This is a genomic window from Labrenzia sp. OB1 (assembly GCF_001624695.1).
Taxonomy (GTDB): Bacteria; Pseudomonadota; Alphaproteobacteria; order Rhizobiales; family Stappiaceae; genus Roseibium.
Genome location: NZ_JSEP01000036.1, coordinates 1 through 23,752, shown reverse-complemented (window position 1 = coordinate 23,752; position 23,752 = coordinate 1). Strand labels below are relative to the sequence as shown.

Genomic DNA, 23,752 nt, shown 5'->3' with positions numbered 1-23,752 from the left:
GCCTTTTGCATTGAAACGCAAGACCCAGTCGCGGATCACCTGGACCGTCACGCCGCCGACCGCACCCGCATCGCTGCGCAAGCCGCCGTCATAGATCACTGCAAGCGCCAAAAGGCGCCGTGTTTGATCGGCATTCACCGAGCCACGGGCTAGATGACGAAGGGTTGGAGCATCAAAGTCATCTCGAAGACGGATAGGGGCGGACATGGCAAACTCCTCATGTTCCCCATCAGGAATCATATTCGCGAAACTTTGGGAATCCAAAAGAGTCGTCAAATTCGTCGCTTGGTATAATGCCGCCGATGGCCATGTTGAGCCGCTCATTGTTGTATGTCCATAGCCAGCGCGTGGTGTGATCCTGTGCCTCCTCAATCGTCTTGAATATATATTGTCCGAGCCATTCATGGCGAACGGTTCGGTTGTAGCGTTCGGCGCAGGCGTTCTGCTGCGGTTTGCCGGGTTGGATATACTCCAAACCGATCTCACGTCTCGAAGCCCATACTTGCAGGGCGGCACTGACGTTTTCCTGGCCATTATCCACCCGGATGTTCAGGGGTTGGCCGCGTCACTCGATGATCCGCTCCAGGGTGCGGATGACACGAAGGGCGGGAATGGAAATGGCCACTTCAATGCCCAGGCCCTCACGGTTGAAGTCGTCCAGAACGTTCAAGGTCCTGAAGCTGCGCCCGTCGGACAGCTTATCCGACATGAAGTCCATAGACCAGGTCATATTGGGACCATCGGGAACAGCCAGCGGTTCCGGTTTTTCCCGAACCAAGCGCTTCTTCGGCTTGCTGCGCAGGTTCAGTTCGAGCGAACGATAGATCCGCCGGACCCGCTTGTGGTTCCAAGCGAAGCCTTTGACATTGCGCAGATAAAGGAAGCACAGGCCGAAGCCCCAGGTTCGGTGAGCCGTCGTCAGCCGGACCAGCCAGTCCGCGATCTCTGCGTTCTCGTTGCTGAGTTTGCGCTCATAGCGATAGCAGCTTTCACTGATCTGGGAAGTCCGGCAGGCAAGCGCGATGCTCACACCACGCAGCCGAACTGCGCTGATGGCCATCCATTGGCCGGCAGGCGATGCTTGCATCGCCGAGAGGCTCTCGACGCTGAGACGGCCTCAAGGCTTTTTTCCCAAGGCATCCTTCAGCAACTCGTTCTGCATCGCCATTTCGGCATACGTTCCAGCGGGAAAACGATTCACTGGATCGTTTTCTTGTCCGCTTTCAATCTTCAGTCGACGGTTCTCTTCGGCCATGGCCTTCATTTCCGCCATCAAGGAAGCGTCCATGCCGCCGTATTTCGAACGCCAGTTGTAGTACGTCGCGTTGCTGGCCCCGTGCTCCCGGCAAGGATCGGCAACCGGCACACCGTTTTCACCCTGCTTCAAAATCGACAGGATCTGGCTCTCTGTAAATCCTGATTTCTTCATGTCGTTCTCCAAGCGCATCAAAGGCCGGAGAAGTCCAATTTTCAACCCAGTGGTTTTCGGGGATGATTACCATCGGCAACAAGGTGCCGATGGACCTGATAAAATCAGAACGCGCAGCCAGCCCGTGTTCCTGATTTGGATGGAATTCGGGTCTCAGGTCATACTTTGCTGTTACGTGTATCATTTAGTACAGTGCAGGTTGACCTGCTCAGGCAGATTTCTGAAATCTGTAACAACCCAATAATTAAAGGGTGCACCGCATGTCTACATCTACTGGTGTGTCAGGAAACGGCGAACCTGTTTCACAGTCTCGATTGGCGCTTGATCGCCAGCACCCGACCTACACAAGACAGAACGCAACGTCGGCAGTTTCATTGTCTGAAACGGGTTTGCAGAGCGAACTCGCGCTCGCTTACCGACCACCACTCAGATGGCAAATCTGACCGGCTTACCGATGCCAGGCAACATGAGTGACGGGGAAGCTGAAGCAATGCGTGATCAGCTTGAAGCCAAACATTCGATGAACTTGCCGTTTGGGTAAAATTCGCGAATTCGAGGACGGTAGGAAAGTAACAAAACAAACTCATTTCCATTGGTGCCCCAACTGTCGTGGCACTTCGACAACGAGAGCTGGCTGGATCTATAGCCATGGTCAACTCCTCTCGAAGAATGGAATCCAGGATTGGAGTTGCAGCGGCCGTCGTAAGACCAAGGCCCATCGGAAGTGAAAAGAAGCGATGTGGAAGGGTGGCGACCATGAAAGCACTGTTTTCTAGCAATCAAGAAAGAGCTTGTCGGACCCATGTAAGACGATTGCATCAAACGTCACATGACGAGGGAGAGCTGTCTGTCAATAATACTTGCGACAAAACCCCTTGTGTGCAAGAATTTGAAGTCGGCGAACACGATCAAAGGCGTCTAAGGAGTGAAAGAATCAAATATTCAAGAGATAGAAATACAAAGAATACAGATTCATGGAAAGATTTTATTATTTCGTTCACCGAATCAAATGAAAAAAATATAAGTAATTGCTCAGACCGTGCAACGATTCGCGCTTATGACTTGCAAGATCTCGTCTATGCGCGCCTCTTCACGAGTTCTCTCATCCTTAAAAGAACAGAAGCTCATCTGAAGTCATCCGACATTGGTCATTGGGCTCTGATTTTGTTGCACAGCGGCAGCATGGTACTCAAAAGCGACAGAGGAACGATGCGAGGTGAGGCTGGCTTTCTCGGTCTTGTTTCCCTTGCGAGTGAATTTTCTTTCCAAACGACAAAGGCCAAATTTTCCGTTGTTCTTATCAGTAGGGAGGAATTTGCAGAACATTCAGATATTCTGGATGCTGGCAGCAACCTGCCACTCGAGGGTACAGTTTCAAGAATATTGTGCGAGTTCATTAAGTTAATAGACTTTAAAGTTCGTTCCCTGACGTATTCAGAACTACCGCTCGTGACGAAATCGCTCAAGGAGCTCCTGAAAACAGCGGTTGTCACCAACCAAACCAAACTCTCCCAAAACGCAACTCAACTGGCTATTTCAACTAGTCTCGTTGAACGCGTCCGAAGCCATATCCGCGACAACCTTCATTCGCCGGAGCTCAGTCTTGGCACTCTGTCTGAGGAACTCAATATTTCTAAGCGAAAACTGCATTATCTTTTCGAAAAGCACGGCGGCATTGCCAACTATATCCGACAAACGCGCTTGCTCGCTTGCCATAAAGCATTGAACAATTCTGGCGACCACAGACTGATAAGTTCCATCGCATATGAACACGGATATACAAACATCGCTCAGTTCACTCGACATTTCCGGATAATGTTTGGATACACTCCAAGCGAGGTTCGTAAAAACATGGGTGTCAGCGGAAATGTGGAAAATCCGCTTGAATGGATTTACCGGATGGTGTCCCCCCGTGTGATGTAAATTGTGTGTGCTGAAACGGTATTGACCTGACACATGCCGCTCTTTTGAAGCGGGTCAGGGGGCTTGTTTGTGGCGTTTGGTTTTCTCCTTTTCTGTTCGGGTTTCGGCAGTCCGTCCTTGAAGGCCTGGGCGGGTGTTCGTCCGTTCATGTTCCGGCCCTGATGCGGGCGCCTGGTATTGTAGTGGACCAGGAAGTCATCGAGAACCGTCTGCATCTCTTCAACCGTCTCAAACCACGTTCTGCGTCCTTCGCCCCTGAAGTGCTCGTCGAGCAAGGTCCGGTGCAACCGTTCGACGATACCGTTTGACTGTGGCCGTTTGACCTTGGTGGTCCGATGCTCGATCTCCTCCAGTTGCAGAAACAGCTCGTAAGGATGCTTGTCGGGCCGGCCGCAGAATTCCCGGCCGTTGTCCGGCAAGACGACATCGATCCTTGCGCCGGCAGCCTCGAACGTTGGCAGGACGTCATTGTTCAGTGTGTGAACGGCGGTGACCGGAAGCTTTGACGTATAGAGCCGGCCCCAGGCATAGCGGGAGTGGCAGTCGATGACGCTTTGCAGATAGATCTTGCCAACGCCCTTGAGCGTGCCGACGAAGAAGGTGTCCACCGTCACAAGACTACCGGTATACGGGGCTTCGATGTGGCGTTCGCGGAACTCGGGGCTGAACCGCTCCAGCAGGCGGATCTGCTCGTCCGACAGCTCGATCTTGCGCTCTGCGGTCGTCTTCTCCAGGCGCAGAAGGCGGTCATGTTTGGTCAGGAGGCCGTGGCGCTGCCAGACGCCGCGTACACCGCCGGAAGAGACCTCTGAACACCCTTCAGGCTCAGCTCTTGTTCCACACGCAGGGCGCCATGGCAGGGATGATCCAGGGCATGGTCGAGAACCGCTGTCTCGATCTCTTCACTGACCCGGTTCGGATGGGGTCCCCTGGCACCGGGCAGGCGATCAATCAGACCCTCGGCTCCATAGGTCTGGAAGTTACGGCGGATCTCGTAGAATTGCTGGCGTGAGTAACCCATCAGCCGGCAGGCCCGGGACACGTTGTCCAAATCCTTGGCAAGATCGAGCAAAGACAGCTTACGGCGTGCTACCTTGTCCTTCGTGGTCATGTTGGTCTCCAAAGTGGTCAGATGAATGTTGTGGTGACACCATCTAACCCGCTTCAGGAGCGGCATGGCCACAGCCAATCCGGAGATCAGCTGAAACGCAAACTGTTAGGGGAATACAATCTCAGGACAGACCATACAACAATGCAACATGGCTCCCGGTGGTATTACGCCCGCAATGAAACTGAAAACGGCTGCTTGAAGTCCAGTTTTCAAACCCCTTAAAAAGGGGATGATTACCAAATTGCTTGGTCAAGTTCACGGTACATTTCACCCACTTTCCCGCTGAACGCCTGAAGATCTACACTTGGCAATGCGGCTAAATCACTGTATAATAAGAGACCATCCGGATCTAAGTCGATAATTTCTTTTGCCATTTTTGCTGCCCAATTCAAATTATCTCTTAGGCAAGACAAGTCTTTCTGTGCTGACTCTTTATTATATTCTTTAGGAGGGCCTGAGATAATTCTGTTAATTTCTTCAATTTCTTTATTTTTCACAGCAAGCGTATTTTTTATATTTTTTTCAATTGATTTTAGTATTTTTATTGTTTCTTTGTGTTGCTCGCTATTTTTTTTCCGGGCGCTCTTTTTTTGTGAGATAAATTTAGGGTCAAGCACAAAATTACTATCTATCTTTTGCTGTGCTTTCAAAGCCAGAATTTGCACTTTTTCGATGTCGGAATTTACATTTCTTTGATGATAATTACTTGCTTGCTCTAGATATTTATTAATAATAATTTTTGTCTCTTTGTTCATTTCCGCTATTTTTTTCATTTGCTCCCTATATGACCCATTGCTTGACAGTAATTTTTTATTTTCATTGAGAAGACAAGCGCTGATAAAGTCGGCCTTATTGACAACTTCTTTTTTGATACTCATATGCTTCGGCATCCGGCCGTCTATTTTTTTCAATTTATTGAAGCCTTGAATTATCATATTTGTATTTTCTTTCTCCAAGCCACCTTTTATAAATTTATTGATTGCTTCTTCCGCTGAATTCCTTAGATTTTTTTCCTTAAAATTCTTCAGTAGATTTGGGGTTTTACTGAAGATGGTTTCGATCTTTTTGGGAAGAGTTGAATATTTCTGGACGTGCCGCTTGAAAGGGTTTTTTGAAAAACGAAATGGCGAGGAGTTTACGCTCCGAGGCACCTTTTTAAAAAGAGTTGATGAAATACTGCCGATAAATGGCACACGGCTGGTGGTTGAAATTGGTCGCATTTTTGTCTCTTAAAAGTGATATTGATGTTTGGGGCACAGGGGCATAAACCTATCCAGCGGCCGCTTTTTAAGGTGTGTTAATTGAGACAGATAATCATCTTTTGAGTAAATTCGACTTGCTCGCAATGCATGCGGCCTGGACGCGTACCGGATTTGTACCGCTCCTTTGACCTGGTATTTTGCCACAAAGCAGAATGTTCATGGCATCATGTCACGGGGTAGAGTTTCGCGCAGATGCAGTCCGTATTGCGCTGACCAAAGCAACAAGAAATTCAAGGCGACAACTGACAGCAATAATAGGTTCAGCATTGCGCCAAATTTTTTGAACCGGCATGGTATACCAGAGACCGCTCGGTTGGTATTCCGGTCAAACTGTCTCAAGCCAAAAAAATGAAAACGAGATTTTTGCTGCAACTGTGCTGTTTGTGACAGCAGTCTGCGCGAAAATCCCTACGCTGCTTTCACAATTTGAAGTGTTTTTTCACTAACTGAGAGTGAAGGTGAAGGCGATGGCCCCTATTACCAATACTGGAAATACTAGCAATACTAGCAATATTTCCGCGACGAAAGGCAGCAACGCTCCTGATACAAGTGACGAAAAGACTGGCAATATTGATGGTCGCATAGTGCGCGAAGGTACCAGCAGCGCGCAAGCCACCACGAGTGATCAACCCGAACGGGGCAGATCGAGAATCCTGTTGGATAGAGGGTTGGCTGGCTTCGTTCGCGGCCTCTCACCAAGAGGGAATCGCAGCGCAACAAGGGGCGGCTTCGGCGCGCGAAGTGTCTCCGCCCGAAGCAAATCAGCAGAGCCGCGTGTCTCCGCCCGAAGCAAATCAGCAGAGCCGAAGAAAGCCCATATGCCTAGCGCACAAAAGCTTCTTAATGCGGCTTTTTCTCAAATGAAAATGAACCGTGAGCTTACTAGCTTTCGCACCCACTCTGAGGACGTGAGAGACGCGCCGGTGCAGGATGCGCACCAACATATCGCACGCCTCAAAAAACTCTTGGACACTAGCATGTTCGAAGGTTTGTTGGAAGCGGAAGAGTTTATTGGAAAAGAGTACTCAGTTATACTTGAATATAGTGACTTAAGGGAAGCTGCTGATCAGCACAAAATCAGCAATGAGGAGCACCTAGCTGCATTCGACGAATTATATTCGAGTAGATCGCTGTTTGGCGTTGGTATACCAAGAGAAATTAGGGATAAGATCTTAGATACAAATATTGCCCAGGATATTGGTAGATTAAGCAGCACCGAGAAAAAAATTTTGTCGGAAAAGTTCGAAGGTTCAGAAAATGTAACTATCAAAATGATACAACAGGCGGCCGTTGAGGAGATAAAACGGACAGGCGTTCAGGTTTTTTCTGAGACGTCGATCGAGTTACTAATGATGCTTAATACTCCAATTAAACCTAGGCCGCTTCCACAGAAACCTCTGCTGGACATGGTCGTTGCGAAATATCCAAAGGACGATATTCCGAAACAAGCAACGAATTTAACAGAACTTTTCGAAGCAAGCCGAGGCCCAATACTTCTTCTGCAGATCCTGCAAGGCAAATTTGACGTTGAAAACGGGGGTGAATTTGACTTGGAAGCTAGCACGGAGGCATTGAAAAATAAGATCAATCACATGGAGACCGAGTACGTAGAAAATGGGAAACAGTACGTGGCAAATCAGATCGAGCAAATAGACATACGGGATGCTTTTTGAAGCGAATGATGAAGGCRTTTGACTGGCWTCTGCAGAAGAAGTGAATAGCCCCGAGTTTTCTAGACACCTTCGGTGTTCGTTCTCTGCTGCAGTTCGACCTCGACGGGGGACAGCACCCCGTTCCTCACATGTTTGCGCGTAGGGGTGTAGAGCATCTCGATTTAATCGAACACATCCTGTTTGGCCTCGTCGCGGGTTTTGTAGGTTCGACGCCGTATCCGTTCCCGCTTGAGCAGATTGAAGAAGCTCTCTGCAACCGCGTTGTCATGACAGTTCCCCCTTCGGCTCATTGAGTGTTCAAGCCTGTGAGCCTTGAGGAAAGCAGCCCAGCCCATGCTGTTATATTGGGTAGATTCAATCGGTCATCGTAACACCTCGCTCTAACACTACTTTGGCAGATTTTTCTCAAAGATACATTTCCCGCAATGAGGGCATGTTTCCGGTGGAGGTTTTTGAATGATTTTCAGGATTTCCGTGCGGACGGCAGGCAGCGTTGGTTGTGGCGGAGGACCGGAGATTCTTTTTTCCCCCTCCCGCCTGCTTAAGACGTCGGGTTTGCAGGAAGGCATAGGCGATCATCGTCATTAATGCGTGCCGGTGAAGGCCAGCCCACGATGGCCCTTCAAAGTGATCCAGACCGAGTTCCTCTTTGAGTTGCTGATGTGCCTGTTCGCAAATCCAGCGCGCCTTGATGGCTCCTGCAAGTTGCTTGAGTGACGCTTCTGCGGGAAGGTTGGACAGGTAATATTTGCGTTCGCCACCGACGACCCAGACGTCCTCTCCCGGCAGGTGTTGGGCACCCATGTCACGAATGCGTTGAGGCGGTCCGTCCGCGATCCGGACCCGCACAGTTGCAAAGCGTGCCGAAAGGGCTCCCTTGGTCCCACGCCGCCAACTAACCATACGGCACTTTGCGGTCTCCAACATGGCCTGCGCCGTGATCGACTTTGTATCGGGAATGTGCCGCTGGCGCGGGCGGCCGCGTTTGACGACAGGGAAGATCATCTCCACATCCGCGGGATAAACCTTCTGCTTGAACGGAATGCGAACGGCCCAGGTCAACCCGCGTGCGCTCAAGGCCTGCCGAAAAGGAGCACTCAAGCCATATCCGGCATCCGCAAGGACGCAACCAAAACGCACACCTGCTGCGCTCACCCGGTCGATTTCCGCCAAAGCGATTTCGGGCTTGGTCCTGTAGTCACGAACATCATCAGGAACTCCGGCGCGATCAAGCCGGGCGAAATCGGAAGTCCAGCTCTCCGGCAGGAAGAACCGCAACCCGACCATCACAGGGACTTCATTCGAAGCGAGTGTTACAGACACCAGCGTCTGGCAGTTCGCTCGTTTTCCCAATGCCGAAGCATATTGAGGGGCCACCCCGACTGAGTGGTTCCCCTTTTTGGGCAGTGCGGTGTCATCGATGATCAGCCAGGCATCGGTCCCACCAACCTGCCGGTCAGCTTCGCTTGGCAATGCGGCTTCAAGTGGTGCGGGATCCCAAGTGCTGCTCGCAATGAAATGGTGCAACTGATCGTAACTGGCTGCGCCTGTCCTCTCAGCCATCGGCTGAATGCCTTGCGATCTCCCGGACCGATCAAGCCCTCAATGTAGGCCGGCCACATCCGCGCACGCGTCTTGTGACGAAGCGCCGACAAAAAAGGCGCGAGCCAACGTTCAAGATCACCTTGCCAATTCTCATCAATGACCGGCACCTCCATAGGCCGGTCTCCTATGAAACACCGAAAACTCTTCCAGGGAATCCTCTAAAATCAAGACACACATACACCTGCCAAAGTAGTGCTAGGAGCGAGGTGTTGCGACTACCGGTTGAATCTACTCAGTATACCAACGAGCAGTTCCAGCGCCTCATGGCCGACCATGGTATCACCTGCTCGATGAGCCGGTCGGGCAATGTTTGGGACAATGCCGCGATGGAAAGCTTCTTCTCATCGCTCAAAACGGAAAGGACGGCACGCAAGGTCTGCAGAACCAGAGACCACGCCAAGGCGGACGTGTTGGACTACATCGAGCGATTGTACAATCCGAAGCGTCGACATTCGACACTGGGCTATCTCAGCCCGATGGAATTTGAAAACAAGGTCGGATTAGCTTAACTCGGTGTCCGAAAAACCAGCAGCAGCTCACGTTCAGGCTTTCAATCAGGATGAACAGCCTTCTCAGAACTCAAAACTAGGAACTGGCAAGGGGCAGCGTGATCCTCTCTAGTGGCTGGATGTTCACATCAGGGGTTAACTCCTGAAAAGAAAGCACCGGTATGTCCGGGAACTCACGTTCGATGATCTTGCAAGTGAAGCGTCGAATATCCATTGGCGCCATGATCACCGGCATCAACGTGTGTTTGCTGAGATCGCCGATCGCCACTTTAACTGCCTTCATCAATTCACGATGCACGTCGGGCGATAGTGCAAGGTAGGATGCGCCACTGGTTTCCCTAATTGCGCTGCGGATCTCATCCTCCACTTCCTTCGACAACAGATAGGCCGGGATGACACTTTGTCCTCCGGAGAATTTATATGTAATGTAACGGCCAAGTGAACATCGCACATGCTCCGTCAGAATGATCGGGTCCTTTTCCTTCTGCCCCCATTCAACAAGACATTGCAGAATTGTTCGCATGTCACGGATCGAAACTCCTTCTCCAACCAGCCTTTGCAAAACGTTAGCGAGTGTCGTCACCGGCAACGTACGGGACACCTCCTTGGTAAGTTCTGCGAAATCCGTCTCCATCTTGTTCATCAGGAACATGGTTTCCTGAATCCCCAAAAACTCGGACGCATGGCTCTTCAGGACATGGGCCAGATGATAGGTCAACATCGAAGAGAGTGTCATGATCTGTATTCCTGCCCGCTCTGCCGCCGCCTTATGTTTCAGTGGCACCCAGCGGCTCTCGGTATTGGGCAGAAAATTGTCACCGGTTTCAAAAGGAATTCCGAACATCTCCAGGTTTTCAACCGTCTCTCTAGCGATGAAATAGCCAAGCCGGGCACAGCCGGAAGCGACTGGGATCTCGTTTACCAAAATCCGGTATTCGCCATCCTTTAGCCCGTCGTTAAGCCGGAGATTGATACCTGGAAAGGGCACCCCAAGATCGAAGTAAAGAGCCCGACGCACGCGAGCAACTTCACTGTCGAGTTTTTCCGGTCTAATGGCCCCGCGCACTGCGGACGCTATGTCAACGATCAACGGGACGGTCAACTGGAAGGTAACGGCCTTAACCTTCTCAATTTCCTCATCCTTCTCGCCGTTTCTCGGAAACGACGGAATGGTTCCGCTCTCAGACAGGGCTGGTGCAAAGCTCGGCATGTCTTTTGACGCGGCTTGGTCGGCGGAAAGCCTCCTGCTTCGCATGATCAGAAAACCACCGATACCGCATATCAGCGCTAGCGGTATGAAAACGCCAGCTGGAAATCCGGGAATCGCGGCGAAAACAAGCAGGATACCCGCAGCAATTATCAGTGCCTTAGGTTCATTGACCAACTGCAAGGCAATGTCGCTACCGAGATCCTCGTTTTCGTCGGAAGACACACGCGTCACGATGAAACCTGCCGTGATCGAGATCAGCAGAGCTGGAATCTGTGACACCAGACCATCACCAATTGTCAAAATTGCATAGATATCCAATGCTTCTGAAGTCGACAGCCCATGCTGGTTCGTTCCGATCAAGACACCGCCGATGATGTTGACCGATATGATGATCAATCCGGCAATCGCATCGCCTTTGACAAATTTCATGGCGCCGTCCATCGCGCCATATAGCTGACTTTCCTTTTCAAGCTTGCCGCGCCGGATTGTCGCCTCCTCCATTTCGATCATGCCGGCCCGCATGTCGGAATCAATCGACATCTGTTTGCCTGGCATGGCATCGAGCGAAAAACGTGCCGCGACCTCCGCCACACGCTCTGATCCTTTGGTGATTACTACAAAGTTGACAATCGTCAGGATCAGAAAGATCACAGTTCCCACGACAAGGTTGCCTGCGACAACGAATTCTCCGAAAGTTTCGACGATACGGCCGGCATCTGCTTGAAGCAGGATAAGGCGAGTGGTCGTAATCGACAGTGCCAGCCGGAACAGGGTCGTCAGCAGGAGAATCGCCGGAAACGCGGAAAAATGAACCACTTCCGTCAAATAAACAGCCACCATCAGCATCACTGCCGATATGCAAAGATTGATGCCGATCAGTGTGTCTACCACGAAAGTCGGAAGCGGGATTATCATCATGAATACGACGCAAATCAGCAAAAAAGCGAAAATTACGTCATTGCGTTTCGAAAGTGCGTTCATGAATTGCATCATTGTGACAAACCAGCCAGTTGAATTTGTTTCGATGCAACCAAGCTTGGATCACACTTCGCGAGTGTCCTATTTAGTACAGCTTCGTTTTTATAATCCCCTTATTCGTTACCCAATCCAAGCGGGCAGTGGCACAAAGCACCAATGAAGCCAAATGTCACCTGAGCCGCGCTTGCCCAACTTTGCCGGGGGGGCAGTATATCCAGATGACAAACATCGACACGCTAATAAAAGCGAAAGAGCTACAGCTTCTTGCTGATATCGGTTTCATCGCCGGATCGCGTGGTTTGCACCGACACGCAAACGTAATTTTCGATGCCATTGAAGCCATGCGCCCGAAACAGGAAATTAGCTTTCTGGGCAAGGCTATTGTGCAAATTCTCGCTGGGCATCCTGAAGCGGCGGTCGAGGGGCTTGCAAAAGCACCTGCAACCCCCGCAACCCAAGCTTTTTACGGTATTGGCCTTGTTCAACTGGGAGACACAAGAAAGGGTAGGGAGATCCTTGAACGCATAGCGAAAACCGCTACGGACACACCCTTCGCGAAGTTGGCAAAAGAAGCTCTGAGCGACTTGGATTCTCGAGTTGCTGTATATGCGAACACACGTGCAATACCTGCAAATAAAGCCAACGAATTCGACCCTATGCGCAATATGGCTTAATCAGGCCGTTCGATTAAATCACATTCAAATCATAAGTTTCCGCGAGTCGAAGGGACGAATACATGAATACAATCGGAAATTCGCTTTCAAGTCTCTCAATTGATGAAAGTGTAGGTATTTCGATACCTGGCCGTATCGGCAATGAGGCTGCCACCACTGCATCTTTCGAAAAATTTCGAGATACACTCCAGCTCGCCCAGATTCCCTCGACCCAAAATGCAGCCGGCGTGCCTCCGATAGGAAGCAACGCACTGCCGGTTCAGCAGCCTGCTGAGTTGGCGGTTGTGCGAACCTACGGCCAAATGGACGCCGCAGCCCTGGCAAGGGAGAATGAGCGCGCGTTGCGTGGCGAAAACGTCGTCGATTCAGTGCGTAACAAAGGGACGAACGGCGAAGTCGGCGATATTTCGCGAAGTCAAGATGGCGATTTGATCCTGAGCGGACTGTCAGCGCTGCGCGATGTATTTGATAAGCAGACGGCGGCTGTAAATGACGCTACATCAAGTTCCTTAGGTGGCACTGAGAAGTTGATCGCGACGCAGATGGAAATAGTGAAGTTTTCGTTGCTGATGGATGTAACTTCGAAGCTCACTGGCAAGTCCACGCAGACATTCGACACACTTATGAAAGGCCAATAATGTGCCAAATGGCATCCTGAAAGGCTGTACGCGTTTGCGTCAATTTAACTTTGTAGTGATCGGCCTCTGCTTTCTGCTTACCGGTTGCAAACTGGATCTTTATACCGGTCTCACGGAACGTGAGGCCAACGAAATGCTTTCGATCCTCATCGTAAACGGCATTAGCGCAAGGAAGGAATACATCGGGGACAGCGGGGTTAGCCTGCTAGTAGAAGAACATGAACTTTCCCACGCAATCGAGGTTCTGAGGGAAAACGGTTTTCCGCGAAAACAGAATACCTCTATCGGGAAAGTCTTCGAAAAAAGCGGCCTCATGTCTTCGCCTTTTGAAGAACACATCCGGTACATCTACGCGCTCAGCGAAGAAGTCTCAAACACATTGAACGAAATTGACGGGGTTCTGATAGCTCGTGTTCATATCGTATTGCCTGAGGACCCCAGTCTAGGCGAAGAACCCAAGCCGTCTTCCGCTGCCGTATTCATCAAACACCGACGGGGAGGCGACCTCGATTTTTTCATACCGCAAATTCGTCGTTTGGTCAGCAATGCCATCGAAGGTGTCGACCACGAGAATGTTACCGTTGTTTTGGTAGAGGCAGAAGCGCCGCGGGTCAGCAGCGAACAAGAGCGCACTCCAATTGCTGAGCTCCTCGCGGGGCTTGGTGTACGGGCAACAGACCTGCAAGCGTTTTGGCAGATCATCCTAGCGGCAGTCGCGTTCCTGTTTCTTCTAGTTTTCTCAAACGCATTCACTTTGTTTGCCTATTTCAAGGTTCGCAGCGAGCGAAAACGCCTTGAAACGGGTAGCTTGCCAGAATCAGCCGAGTAAAGAGGCTGGGTCATGGAGTTCCAAACTTCGCCGCTGGACTTTCAGATTTTCGCACAACTCGCGCGGACTGCCACCTGCGTCATGAATCCGCTTCGCTTCATCCATGACGATCATGTTGAGCTGGCATCGCTGGACTCAAAAGCGGTCAGGCAATTGGCAAGCTGCAGTACGTTCGAGCGGCCCCTGAACCGAGCCCTTTCAAAAAAGCTGTTGTTACGGAATTCGTTTCTGTCGCCCGGATTGTCCGAGAGGCTGAAGACAGACGAGGATCTGAAAACAGCTCTGCATTTGCTTCATTGCGAAGGCCCGGTGTTTCACCGGCTCGCCAAAACCTGCACGGCCGTACAGCTTTATCCGCAGATTAAGTCGTGTGTTTTGAAGTCATGTCGCAAGCAAATGGAGACAATTCTGGGTCCGGATGCGTTTTTGACGTCACTTCGGGAAACCCGCTCATTTTATCCCAGCCTGCCGAAAAGGAGCGAAGAAGTGCGACTTAAGCCATATCTCGACGGGAAGGATGCGCAGATCAAAATGCAAAAGCAGAGGGATGACGCAGCCGACGAGCCCGGCCCAGACATACATCCTTTGGTCTGGGAGGGTTTGACCACACTGATCTTGTTTGCCGAGAGGGTGGACAAAGGCTGGGGTAAACTTCTGGCGCTCCGTCTGCCCAAACCACCCAACAACATTAACCTGACTCAACAGAGCCTGTCCGATGCACAGGCCACCGAGCTTAAATCGCTACTGAAACACCGAGGGTTCGCATGTTGAGTCGCATTTGCCGACCTCGAATTCTAGACTTGGAGTTGTCTGAGGGAACCAGTGTTATCAAGGCTCGGGATTTCGACACGCTTGGCGATGCACAGTCGGTGGTACTCGCAGCCAAGTCGAAGGCGAGACAAATCATCGAAGACGCAGAAAAAACCTACGAACGTGAAAAGGAGCGCGGCTATCAGGATGGTCGCGATCTTGCAGAAAAAGAAGCCTTAGGAAGACTGCTTTCTGAGCAGTCCTATCTAGACGGCAAGCTGAAAGACCTTGAGACTGATCTCGCGAAACTTGTCAAATTCTTGGTAAGGAAGGTAATCGCCGGTTTTGACGATACGGCAATAATCGAGTCGGTCACCGCAAGCGCGCTGCAGAAGATGCGTCGGGAAAACTCGGTGCAGATACACCTGCCTACCAGCCTTGTCGAAGGTTTCGAGCCCATTGTGGGAAGGTTGAAAGAGGCGTTCCCGTCCATCCAGACAGTGGAGATTGTTGAGGATTCCGATCTTGCGCCGCCAAACCTGATCGTGGAATCCCGCACAGGCCGCGTCGAATGCAACTTGGCACTCGAACTCGATGCTCTTGATACAGTTATAAACGAGACTCTGATCAGACTGTCGAGTCGACCTGAAAGCGCGCACCAAGACTCGGAAACGGTCGCATGACCGGGGAGCTTTGCAACACGGCGCGCGCAGTGGATGCCAAGCGTCAGCTCATCGAGCAGCGCTTGGGACGAATGGCGCCGGCGTTGATTGCCGCCGCAAGGGAATTTGAGCCCTATACGATGAGTGGCCGGGTGACCAAAGTTGTTGGCACAATTGTTCATGCTACCGTTGTCAATGTCCAGGTCGGCGAAATCGTCGAGCTCTATACGCGTGACACCGAACAGCGCCTGCAGGCGGAAGTAATTGGCTTCCTGAACAAGGAGGCTCTTTTGTCACCCTTTGGTGAAATCCATGGTATCGCGCCGCGTACAGAGGTCTACGCGACAGGTCAAATAATGAAGGTTCCAGTCGGAGAACAGCTTCTCGGACGCGTTCTGGACGGGCTTGGCAACCTAATTGACGACAGCAACCAAATTTTCCAACCCCACACCTATTACCCGGTTTACAAAAAACCGCCTGACCCTATGAAACGGCGCATGATCGACAGTCCAATTTCTACTGGTGTAAGAGCAATCGACGGTCTGCTCAGCGTCGGTGAAGGCCAGCGCATGGGGATTTTTGCAGCTGCCGGCGGCGGCAAATCCACCTTGCTTTCGATGATTGTAAAGGGGGCAGAAGTCGATGTTGTTGTGATGGCACTGATCGGCGAGCGCGGACGTGAGGTTAGGGAATTCATAGAACGTGATCTCGGTCCCGAAGGGATGAAGAGGGCCGTTCTGGTTGTTGCAACATCCGACAAGAGTTCGATGGAGCGCGCCAAGGCATCATTCGTTGCAACGGCAATTGCGGAGTATTTTCGAGATCAGGGCAAAAAGGTCCTGTTTCTCATGGATTCGGTTACCCGGTTTGCCCGCGCACAGCGCGAGATCGGCCTTGCTGCTGGTGAACCGCCGACGCGACGTGGATTTCCGCCTTCGGTGTTCGCGACTTTGCCGCGGCTTCTGGAACGCGTCGGAATGAATGACAAGGGGTCGATAACAGCAATGTACACTGTCCTTGTCGAAGGTGATGATATGAACGAGCCGGTAGCAGACGAAACACGTTCCATCCTTGATGGACACATCATTCTTTCGGCAAAACTGGCTTCTGCCTATCACTATCCGGCAATCGACATCCTGAATTCCAAGAGCCGTGTCATGGACGCCGTGGTCAGCCCGGAGCACAAGGAACTGGCTGGGAAAACCAATAGTCTCCTTGCAGCATATGCCGATGTCGAACTGCTGGTCAAAATTGGTGAATACGAACGGGGAAGCGATCCAAAATCGGATCTCGCTATCGAGAAAAACGATGCGATCAACGATTTCCTGAAGCAGGGTAGCAACGAATTCGAAGAGTTTGAAACAACGCTTGAAAAACTGCGGAACGTTGTGGGGTGATCGGGAAATTCAAGACACTTCGGAAAGTAAAGGAAACCAAGGAAGATTTGGCGTTGCGTGCCTTGCGAGCGAAACGGAGGGAACTGGCCGAAGCAAATGAAATCCGGCGACACCGCGATACAGCTCTAAAGGAAAGTACCTCATCTTTGAAGTTGCGTGAATCCGATGTCTACCAGGGCATTATGCATAAGTCGGTCAGCTTCGAAGAAATCGACGAAGTCAAGGACAAGGTGTTGATGCTTCACAAGAACCATCAGCAGTTGCGAGATGACTATGAAGTTGCCGCAGAAACCTGCTGCCGCCTCAGCGAAGAATTAAAAAGCAGCCAGGTTGTGTACCACACGGCACAGCGTACGCGCGAAAAATTCGACAACGTGCTCGAAGATCTCCAGCGGGATAAACACGAACAGGACGAACTCAACGAGGAACTTGCCGTTGAGGACAATCTATCCAAAGGCATGCCGAGGCCCTTATGAGCAATTCAATTCGACAAAGCGCGGACCCAAAGTACACCAATCAGGGTCTCGTACACCCCTCGAACGAGTGCTTTGGCAAGGACGGGCGGAATTTCGGCAATGGCAGCCAGCAAGGCTTCCAAAAAGATGCAAGAAGCAGTAGTCAGGACAACCGTCAATCGCAGGCGCGGCAAAAGCCGCTGGACAAGATACTGACAGAACGCTTCGCGCTCTTTGAAGAGAAGCTTCTTGAAACTCTCGGCGATAGTAACTCGGACACCGAACAAGAAAAAGGCGACGACAACAATAAGGAGAATGCGCAAATTGTCTTTGACTCAAGCGTTTCTTCACGGTTTGAGGGGCCCCAAGAGCAAGATGGCGCACGTTCGGAAACTGGACAGCGTGCCGAACGTATCTTCAAATTGATATCACCGCATCTTGACGCTGCCATCCGGCCCGGACCGACCGTTTTGACTGGTCCAATGAGAATCGAAATTCCAATCGGCAACACCTACAGCGGTCTCGACCGTGTCGACGTTGTTCTTTCTGACAGTGATGTGGTCGTCAAACTTTGCCTGCCATCCAAGGCTGGCACCGTGGCATTGGATGAGAGCTTTCTACTTGCTACTGAGCAACTTGGGCAGTTGCTTCAGGTGCATTTCCCCAAGCGCCGTATTAAGATCGAGCGGACGACACTTTTGCAGGAAGATCATGCGGAAGTCGAATCCCGAGAATCAGCAAGCTCTGGTGTCGCCTCGCTATTCCAGCGCACGCGTCTGGAGCTTCCCAGATGACATTCATGCACTGGTCCGCGCCCGAGTTCCGAATTGAGCGAGACAAAATTGCGCTTTGGAACGCTGCGTTATCATTTTCAGACAAGGCACTGCCAATTGGTAGCGGCGAGACCAACCTAATCTTTTCTGCATTGGAAAAGCTGGATCCGTTTCCTGCGATGAGAAGTGTTTTGTTTGACGACAAGGAATGCGGTTTCGTTGGCGTGCAGAGGTTTCCCTTTGAGGCCTACTGTGGAGTCCTGCTCGACATTGAAGACCTTGAAGATGCGCCCGTCGAACTCGCCGACGCGCTTCAGGAAGGTATGTTGTCAGCAGTTTTGTCAGCACTTCCAAGAGACTTTTCGGCGCGGCTAAAGCTTGGTGGGAAGCCGAAGAGTTCAGATCTTGTCGGTCAAACCATCTCAGCTGATCTGCAATGGTTTTCCTGCAAGCTTACGGGCATTTGTGATGAGCCCATCATCTTCAGTTTCGGGGCAAACCGCAATGATATTTGTGCTCAACTTGCGGAAAATACCCCCACGGCTCGGCGCGTGCACTCGGCGCTCGGTCAGTCCATCACCACTTGCGTCACGCGCCTCGTCGGCTCGGCGCGTCTTGCCGCTGCGGAGCTGTACGAGCTTGAAGCTGGGGATTGCGTGTTAATCAGCGACGCCAGCGCTCCAAGTAAACGCGCGATCCTGTCCGAAGACATCGTCTTCCTTTTTGAACAAACCGAAGATGCAGACAAGTGGCTGTGCGTTCAGGCAACGCCGAGATCGGCCTTCACTGGAACTGCAAGCATAGAGGAATTTGCTATGGAGGACAGTCAAGAGGCTGTGCCGGAGGAAGAAATCCAGCAAGAGGCCGCGTTGGAGGAAGAAATCCAGCAAGAGGCTGCGCTGGAGGAAGAAATCCAGCAAGAGGCTGCGCTGGAGGAAGAAATCCAGCAAGAGGCCGCGCTGGAGGAAGAAATCCAGCAAGAGGCCGCGCTGGCGGAAGGAAACGAGCCGACAGACGCTCTCGTGGCAGACGCGTTAGCGTCCCCCGCGATAGGATTGGAAATCAAGGAAGAGGTACTAAACGTTGCCACGCCTTTGGAGGTCACTGTCGATTTTACGCTCGGCGCGACGCGACTTCCCCTCGATGAGATTGCGAGTTGGCAACCCGGCACCATCGTCATGCTGCCTGCTGAACTAAGCGAAGACAGAACGCTTGTAACAGTGGATGCAAACGGCAGTCCGATAGCTCAGGGAGACCTGGTGCAGATAGACAATCGACTAGCCGTGCGACTAAACCGGATCCTGCTATCGGCCGTCGACCGGAAAGCGTGACAGAAATCCATGGATCCGTTTAACCTCATACTGACGCTGGGTGCGGCCGCAATGGTGCCGTTTTTTGCGGTCGTGGCAACATCCTTCATCAAGATAGCCGTCATACTCCTGCTGGTGCGAAACGCGCTCGGCGTACAACAGATACCGCCGAATATGGCCCTCAACGCCCTCGCCATCATATTGTCGGGCTATATCATGGCACCAGTCTTCGTCGAGACGTTCAATATTCTTGACACAGGCAGGTTTACCTTCAGCAATTTGGAAGAAGTGCAAAGCGCTTACAACGCCGCTAAGGGACCTCTGCTGGATTTCCTGGACAAACATGCTGCGGAAAAGGAGCGAAATTTTTTCCTCAAGGCAACCGAGGATCTGTGGCCGGCCGAACTCGCCCGCCAAATCGACGCAAACAGCATAGTCGTCATGTTACCCGCATTCACCGTAAGTCAATTGCGCGAAGCTTTTGAGATTGGGTTTCTTCTGTATCTGCCATTCATTGTAATCGATTTGATCGTTTCGAATATTCTGCTGGCCATGGGTATGATGATGGTCTCTCCACTAACAATTTCACTGCCTTTCAAGCTTTTCCTCTTTGTGATGGCTGACGGGTGGTCGCGTCTCATTCTTGGTCTTGTCAAGACCTATGTTTAAAGGTTCCCTGCAATGTCCCCCGCCGATGCCCTGCATGCCCTGACAGAAGCCATGATGCTGGTTCTCGTCCTTTCAATGCCTCCTATAGCAGTCGCGTCGATCGTTGGCCTTGCGGTCAGTCTGCTTCAGGCACTCACCCAGATTCAGGAACAAACCGTTTCCTTTGCAATTAAACTTATCGCCGTCGCGATTTCTCTGGCAGTTACAGCGGCATTTCTTGGAAGCGAGATGCTTACGTTTACAATCAACTTATTCGACAGTTTCCCTGAACTGACCCGGTAGCCGATATGAACGAGGTTATTGCCGCTGCCCTACAGTTTGAAAAACTTGTTATCGCGCTGCTCATTTCTTTGCCGCGTGTTTACGCCTTTATCGCGATGGCCGGCATCTTGAATGCATCTTCGGTGCCTCGGCTTGCACGCAACGTGGCCATCCTCGTCCTCACCCTGCCTCTCATTCCCCTGAATCTTCCTTACAGTAGCGTGATTGGAACAAGTTTGACGTCTCTAAGCTTCTACTTTGCCAAGGAGTACGCCATCGGCTTCATCTTCGGATACATGATCGGCTGGATATTCTGGGTGGTGGCAGCAGCTGGCGATTTGATTGACAACCAGCGCGGCGCGGCCATCGCGGCCAGTATCGATCCGCTGCAGGGCCATGAGACCTCGCCAATCGGCAAGCTCTTTTCGCAAGGCTTCGTCACATATTTCTTTTCCATTGGCGGAATGCTGATTATTCTGGAAATTCTTTACAAGAGCTTCGCTCTTTGGCCCGTCGACAGCATGCTGCCGATCGTTTCCAGCCGGTTTCCCGAACTGGTGCTCGACATCCTTGATCATGGTATGCGCACGATGTTCGTTCTTGCGGGGCCTGTAGTCGCGCTAATGTTCCTGTCAGAATTTGCGCTGGCTCTTGTAAGCAGGTTCGCGCCACAGATTCAGGTGTTTGTACTTGCGATGCCTATCAAGAGCGCGATCGCAATTTTTGTGCTGATTTTCTATATCAAAGTCTTGTTTCCGTTCGCGGCCGATCAGCGAAGCTTCTTCCCGGAATTTGTGGGTCGGCTCTACTCGGTTCTGGAGCAAGGACAGAACTTGCTTTCCAACCCTGATCGAAGGGAGGGGGATGTTCCATGAGCGGCAAGTCCCCTGGAGAAAAGACTGAGCCGCCTACTCCCAAGAAGGAACGGGATGCACGCAAGAAGGGACAGGTTGCAAGAAGTCAGGAGGTGGTGACGACAGTTTCACTGTCAGCTGTAATTGCCTATATCTGGCTCACTTGGAACTCAACGTTTGAACGCTTAATTGCGATCATGGACTATGTGGCAGCACTGCATGGTCAAGATTTCATGCCAGGCAACGTCATCTTGTTTGCCTACAACGAATTGGTGGCTATTTTGTCACCTCTGCTTCTGATTGCCATCGCGTTCGGAATTGCAGCCAACTACCTTCAGGTAGGTTCTATTTTTGCCTTCGAGAGCCTCAAGGTCAACCTCAATAAAATCAGTCCAGCGCAAGGATTTAAGAAGATTTTTTCCATGAAACAGCTCGTGGAAACACTTAAATCCATTCTCAAGATCGTGTTTTTGTCCTGGCTCTTGTTTTACGTCATCAAGGATTCGATTTCACCTTATCTCAATGCCATTCGTTGCGGGCTCCACTGCCTCTCGCATGTCACTTCAGCATTGCTTATGTCAACTCTCCTATACACGGCTCTTGCCTTTGCGATCGTCGCAGTCGCGGATTTCGTCTATCAGCGCCACCATCACTTCAAGAGTTTGAAAATGACGAAGGACGAAGTAAAGCGTGAATTCAAGGAGAGCGAGGGCGATCCACTGATGAAGAGTGAACGCAAACAAATTGCCCGTGAAATTCTCATGAACGACAGCGTAGAGCGCACCAAAAAATCAACTGCTGTCATCGTGAATCCTACGCATTTTGCTGTTGCAATCGACTACAAGCCTGACATCGCCCCCTTACCCACGGTCGTTGCGAAGGGACGCAATCTCTTTGCGCACGAACTCAGAGCCCAGGCTGAGCTTGCTGGTGTACCAATCTTCAGAAACGTGCCTCTGGCGCGATCCTTGTTTGCCGACACCGACATCGGCATGTTCATTCCTGACGAAAGTTTCAAGGTTATCGCCGAAATTCTCGTATGGGTGGACCGGAACCGAGACAGCCTTTACAAAACCGGGCTAAAACACGGTGTCATCGATATGGAAAGCGGTGACCATAGGGTGAGCGGTCTTTGAACCCGCCCTGCCGCTTTTCGATTTGGTGCGTTAAGTGTCCGCTTATGTAAATGGACACTTAAAGCCGTTGATGAGTAAGCGAAACAAGCGGCGGTGAAGTGGTCCCGGAAATCCGGACAGGTTGCTAAGGTGTATCCCATTGATTTGAAGGGATACGATGATGGCGAAACGCCGGAATTTTCCGGGCGCGTTTAAAGCGAAGGTCGCACTTGAGGCTTTGCGCGGTGACAGGACGATCCGGGAGATCGCAGCCAGGTATCAGGTACGCCCGAACCAGGTGAGCACTTGGAAACGTCTGGCTATCGAGGGCATGTCGGATGTGTTCGCCCGTGGTGGCAAATCCGAGGGGACGACGGAATCGGAGGTCAAGGAGCTGCACGCCAAGATCGGGAGGCTGACCATCGAGAATGATTTTTAAGCGCAAGGGCTCAAGAAGTAAGCCCGGCTAAGAAGAAGGCGATGATCCGCCGGGACCACCCGGATCTGAGCGTCAGCCAGCAGTGCGAATTGGTGAAGCTGAGCCGGTCAGCGGTTTATTACATGCCTGCCGGGATCAGCGCGATTACGCTGGAGTTGATGAAGGCCATCGACCGGGTTTTCACCAAATATCCGTTCTTCGGAAGCCGGCAGATCGCGGCCTATCTGCGCCGGGAGGGGGTTATCGCCGGTCGCCACCGGGTTCGCCGACTGATGGCCAAGATGGGGCTGGAGGCGATCTGTAAACAACCGAGAACAAGTCGGCCGCATCCCCAGCACAAGGTCTATCCCTATCTGCTGCGGGGCATGACGATCAACAGACCGAACCAGGTCTGGTGTTCGGACATCACGTTCATTCCTGTGAAGCACGGTTTTCTGTATCTGGCGCAGTCATGGATTGGGCGACGCGGAAAGTTCTGAGCTGGCGGCTGTCAAACACGATGCACGCCGACTTCTGCGTCGAAGCCTTGAAAGAGGCTGTCGCGCGGTTCGGGCCGCCCGAGATCATGAACACCGATAGTCATACGATTAGTGCCAGTTCTCGGGTGATTTGACTCAAACACCGATCGACCATTCGCTGGGTTGGCGCCGCATGGCATCCCGGTGTGATCTGACCCTCACTCCGATCGACCTGACATGTGTCTTTCCCTGGACCTGTCGATCATCCGGGAACGCCTTGCGGCGAGGCTTTGTCTCAAAGATGCTGCCGTGACCCAAGAAGGGCATGACCATTCGGTCTCATGACTGTCCTGTCCCTGCGTCCTTCCGAGCAAAGATTATTCATGAGCTGCAGGAAAGGATCATCGGATGGCCAAACACCCAGAAGCATCTCACATCGTTGGCGGCATGAAAACCAACCCGGATACACCTTATACCAAACGACAAAATTCAGGACCGATGCGCCCAGTCACGCATTCCGATTGACATGATTTTCCATGGCTGATCGATGAGCGTGTTCCAGGCCCGGCAGCACAGGTCGACGATCTGGTCGTAGTCCTTGAAGACCCGGTTTGAGAGCCAGTTTTCTCGCATGTACTGCCATAGGTTTTCGACAGGATTGAGTTCGGGAGATCGGGGTGGCAAAGGCAAGAGTGTGATGTTGTCCGGGATGGCGAGCTTGTTTGACGTGTGCCATCCGGCCTGATCAAGGATGACCACGCCATGGGC

20 protein-coding genes and 6 pseudogenes are annotated in these 23,752 nt (G+C 51.6%); 18 read left to right on the top strand and 8 right to left on the bottom strand.

Going from position 1 to position 23,752, the window contains the following annotated elements; all coding sequences use genetic code 11:
• Together OA90_RS28790 and OA90_RS26215 are read right to left on the bottom strand one after the other, a co-directional pair.
• Positions 1-207, bottom strand: a pseudogene (locus tag OA90_RS28790) (IS630 family transposase); the annotation flags it as partial.
• A gap of 22 nt (positions 208-229) precedes the next feature.
• A pseudogene (locus OA90_RS26215) lies at positions 230-1,429 on the bottom strand (IS3 family transposase).
• A gap of 756 nt (positions 1,430-2,185) precedes the next feature.
• Between OA90_RS26215 and OA90_RS28250 the strand changes: the two are divergent.
• Positions 2,186-3,352 carry a helix-turn-helix domain-containing protein gene (locus OA90_RS28250; protein WP_199823852.1) on the top strand — a complete coding sequence of 389 codons (1,167 nt, stop codon included), beginning with the start codon at positions 2,186-2,188 and terminating at the stop codon, positions 3,350-3,352.
• A gap of 80 nt (positions 3,353-3,432) precedes the next feature.
• Here OA90_RS28250 and OA90_RS26200 read toward each other — a convergent pair.
• A pseudogene (locus OA90_RS26200) lies at positions 3,433-4,463 on the bottom strand (IS481 family transposase); the annotation flags it as partial.
• 233 nt (positions 4,464-4,696) lie between these two features.
• On the bottom strand, positions 4,697-5,683 hold the full coding sequence (locus OA90_RS26195) for a hypothetical protein (protein ID WP_156510671.1): 987 nt from the start codon (positions 5,681-5,683) through the stop codon (positions 4,697-4,699).
• A gap of 509 nt (positions 5,684-6,192) precedes the next feature.
• Here OA90_RS26195 and OA90_RS26190 point away from each other — a divergent pair.
• Positions 6,193-7,398: a hypothetical protein gene (locus OA90_RS26190; RefSeq protein WP_156510670.1), complete on the top strand. Its 1,206-nt coding sequence runs from the start codon at positions 6,193-6,195 to the stop codon at positions 7,396-7,398.
• A 59-nt stretch (positions 7,399-7,457) separates the two neighbouring features.
• Here OA90_RS26190 and OA90_RS26185 read toward each other — a convergent pair.
• Both OA90_RS26185 and OA90_RS26180 read right to left on the bottom strand, forming a co-directional pair.
• A pseudogene (locus OA90_RS26185) lies at positions 7,458-7,748 on the bottom strand (IS3 family transposase); the annotation flags it as partial.
• A 55-nt stretch (positions 7,749-7,803) separates the two neighbouring features.
• Positions 7,804-9,138: pseudogene (locus OA90_RS26180) on the bottom strand (IS701 family transposase).
• Between the two features lie 95 nt (positions 9,139-9,233).
• Between OA90_RS26180 and OA90_RS26175 the strand changes: the two are divergent.
• Positions 9,234-9,512, top strand: a pseudogene (locus OA90_RS26175) (IS3 family transposase); the annotation flags it as partial.
• A 76-nt stretch (positions 9,513-9,588) separates the two neighbouring features.
• Here OA90_RS26175 and sctV read toward each other — a convergent pair.
• Entirely contained in the window at positions 9,589-11,703 is a 2,115-nt protein-coding gene (gene sctV, locus OA90_RS26170) for a type III secretion system export apparatus subunit SctV (protein WP_279625835.1), read from the bottom strand.
• Between the two features lie 215 nt (positions 11,704-11,918).
• Between sctV and OA90_RS26165 the strand changes: the two genes are divergently transcribed.
• The 15 genes from OA90_RS26165 (at position 11,919) to OA90_RS26095 (ending at position 23,005) form a co-directional block, all read left to right on the top strand.
• Positions 11,919-12,374: a hypothetical protein gene (locus OA90_RS26165; RefSeq protein ID WP_156510669.1), complete on the top strand. Its 456-nt coding sequence runs from the start codon at positions 11,919-11,921 to the stop codon at positions 12,372-12,374.
• 62 nt (positions 12,375-12,436) lie between these two features.
• Positions 12,437-13,012 carry an EscI/YscI/HrpB family type III secretion system inner rod protein gene (locus OA90_RS26160; protein ID WP_068419810.1) on the top strand — a complete coding sequence of 192 codons (576 nt, stop codon included), beginning with the start codon at positions 12,437-12,439 and terminating at the stop codon, positions 13,010-13,012.
• Position 13,013: 1 nt separating this feature from the next.
• Entirely contained in the window at positions 13,014-13,841 is an 828-nt protein-coding gene (gene sctJ / locus OA90_RS26155; RefSeq protein WP_199823851.1) for a type III secretion inner membrane ring lipoprotein SctJ, read from the top strand.
• A 12-nt stretch (positions 13,842-13,853) separates the two neighbouring features.
• The gene (locus OA90_RS26150) at positions 13,854-14,612 is read left to right on the top strand and encodes a hypothetical protein (protein WP_068419808.1); all 759 of its coding nucleotides are present in this window, start codon (positions 13,854-13,856) and stop codon (positions 14,610-14,612) included.
• A 35-nt stretch (positions 14,613-14,647) separates the two neighbouring features.
• Positions 14,648-15,274: a hypothetical protein gene (locus tag OA90_RS26145; protein ID WP_199823850.1), complete on the top strand. Its 627-nt coding sequence runs from the start codon at positions 14,648-14,650 to the stop codon at positions 15,272-15,274.
• Positions 15,271-16,650, top strand: coding sequence for a type III secretion system ATPase SctN (gene sctN / locus OA90_RS26140; RefSeq protein WP_068419804.1), 1,380 nt, complete (start codon positions 15,271-15,273; stop codon positions 16,648-16,650). The genes OA90_RS26145 and sctN overlap by 4 nt, the downstream gene beginning before the upstream one ends.
• On the top strand, positions 16,647-17,126 hold the full coding sequence (locus tag OA90_RS26135; protein WP_068419799.1) for a YscO family type III secretion system apparatus protein: 480 nt from the start codon (positions 16,647-16,649) through the stop codon (positions 17,124-17,126). Before sctN ends, OA90_RS26135 begins: the two co-directional genes overlap by 4 nt.
• Positions 17,123-17,899: a hypothetical protein gene (locus tag OA90_RS26130; RefSeq protein WP_068419797.1), complete on the top strand. Its 777-nt coding sequence runs from the start codon at positions 17,123-17,125 to the stop codon at positions 17,897-17,899. Before OA90_RS26135 ends, OA90_RS26130 begins: the two co-directional genes overlap by 4 nt.
• On the top strand, positions 17,896-19,209 hold the full coding sequence (locus OA90_RS26125; RefSeq protein WP_068419796.1) for a FliM/FliN family flagellar motor switch protein: 1,314 nt from the start codon (positions 17,896-17,898) through the stop codon (positions 19,207-19,209). The genes OA90_RS26130 and OA90_RS26125 overlap by 4 nt, the downstream gene beginning before the upstream one ends.
• Positions 19,210-19,218: 9 nt before the next feature.
• A complete protein-coding gene (gene sctR, locus OA90_RS26120) occupies positions 19,219-19,857 on the top strand; it encodes a type III secretion system export apparatus subunit SctR (RefSeq protein ID WP_068419794.1) in 639 nt (212 codons plus the stop codon).
• Positions 19,858-19,869: 12 nt separating this feature from the next.
• Positions 19,870-20,139, top strand: a complete 270-nt coding sequence (gene sctS / locus OA90_RS26115) for a type III secretion system export apparatus subunit SctS (protein ID WP_068419792.1) — start codon at positions 19,870-19,872, stop codon at positions 20,137-20,139.
• Positions 20,140-20,144: 5 nt separating this feature from the next.
• A complete protein-coding gene (gene sctT, locus OA90_RS26110; RefSeq protein ID WP_068419790.1) occupies positions 20,145-20,993 on the top strand; it encodes a type III secretion system export apparatus subunit SctT in 849 nt (282 codons plus the stop codon).
• Positions 20,990-22,108: a type III secretion system export apparatus subunit SctU gene (sctU, locus tag OA90_RS26105; protein ID WP_068419789.1), complete on the top strand. Its 1,119-nt coding sequence runs from the start codon at positions 20,990-20,992 to the stop codon at positions 22,106-22,108. Before sctT ends, sctU begins: the two co-directional genes overlap by 4 nt.
• A 160-nt stretch (positions 22,109-22,268) precedes the next feature.
• Positions 22,269-22,526, top strand: a complete 258-nt coding sequence (locus OA90_RS26100; protein WP_068419820.1) for an IS3 family transposase — start codon at positions 22,269-22,271, stop codon at positions 22,524-22,526.
• Between the two features lie 41 nt (positions 22,527-22,567).
• Entirely contained in the window at positions 22,568-23,005 is a 438-nt protein-coding gene (locus OA90_RS26095) for an IS3 family transposase (RefSeq protein WP_082837291.1), read from the top strand.
• A 468-nt stretch (positions 23,006-23,473) separates the two neighbouring features.
• On the opposite strand, the gene OA90_RS26090 is transcribed toward OA90_RS26095, so the two are convergent.
• A partial coding sequence (locus OA90_RS26090; protein WP_199823691.1) for a transposase occupies positions 23,474-23,752 on the bottom strand: 279 nt, incomplete at its 5' end.

Coding starts and splice junctions, on each gene's coding strand:
- OA90_RS28250 (WP_199823852.1), top strand. CDS start 2,186: ATGAAAGCACTGTTTTCTAGCAATCAAGAAAGAGCTTGTCGGACCCAT.
- OA90_RS26195 (WP_156510671.1), bottom strand. CDS start 5,683: ATGCGACCAATTTCAACCACCAGCCGTGTGCCATTTATCGGCAGTATT.
- OA90_RS26190 (WP_156510670.1), top strand. CDS start 6,193: ATGGCCCCTATTACCAATACTGGAAATACTAGCAATACTAGCAATATT.
- sctV (WP_279625835.1), bottom strand. CDS start 11,703: ATGAACGCACTTTCGAAACGCAATGACGTAATTTTCGCTTTTTTGCTG.
- OA90_RS26165 (WP_156510669.1), top strand. CDS start 11,919: ATGACAAACATCGACACGCTAATAAAAGCGAAAGAGCTACAGCTTCTT.
- OA90_RS26160 (WP_068419810.1), top strand. CDS start 12,437: ATGAATACAATCGGAAATTCGCTTTCAAGTCTCTCAATTGATGAAAGT.
- OA90_RS26150 (WP_068419808.1), top strand. CDS start 13,854: ATGGAGTTCCAAACTTCGCCGCTGGACTTTCAGATTTTCGCACAACTC.
- sctN (WP_068419804.1), top strand. CDS start 15,271: ATGACCGGGGAGCTTTGCAACACGGCGCGCGCAGTGGATGCCAAGCGT.
- OA90_RS26130 (WP_068419797.1), top strand. CDS start 17,123: ATGAGCAATTCAATTCGACAAAGCGCGGACCCAAAGTACACCAATCAG.
- OA90_RS26125 (WP_068419796.1), top strand. CDS start 17,896: ATGACATTCATGCACTGGTCCGCGCCCGAGTTCCGAATTGAGCGAGAC.
- sctR (WP_068419794.1), top strand. CDS start 19,219: ATGGATCCGTTTAACCTCATACTGACGCTGGGTGCGGCCGCAATGGTG.
- sctS (WP_068419792.1), top strand. CDS start 19,870: ATGTCCCCCGCCGATGCCCTGCATGCCCTGACAGAAGCCATGATGCTG.
- sctT (WP_068419790.1), top strand. CDS start 20,145: ATGAACGAGGTTATTGCCGCTGCCCTACAGTTTGAAAAACTTGTTATC.
- sctU (WP_068419789.1), top strand. CDS start 20,990: ATGAGCGGCAAGTCCCCTGGAGAAAAGACTGAGCCGCCTACTCCCAAG.
- OA90_RS26100 (WP_068419820.1), top strand. CDS start 22,269: ATGGCGAAACGCCGGAATTTTCCGGGCGCGTTTAAAGCGAAGGTCGCA.
- OA90_RS26095 (WP_082837291.1), top strand. CDS start 22,568: ATGATCCGCCGGGACCACCCGGATCTGAGCGTCAGCCAGCAGTGCGAA.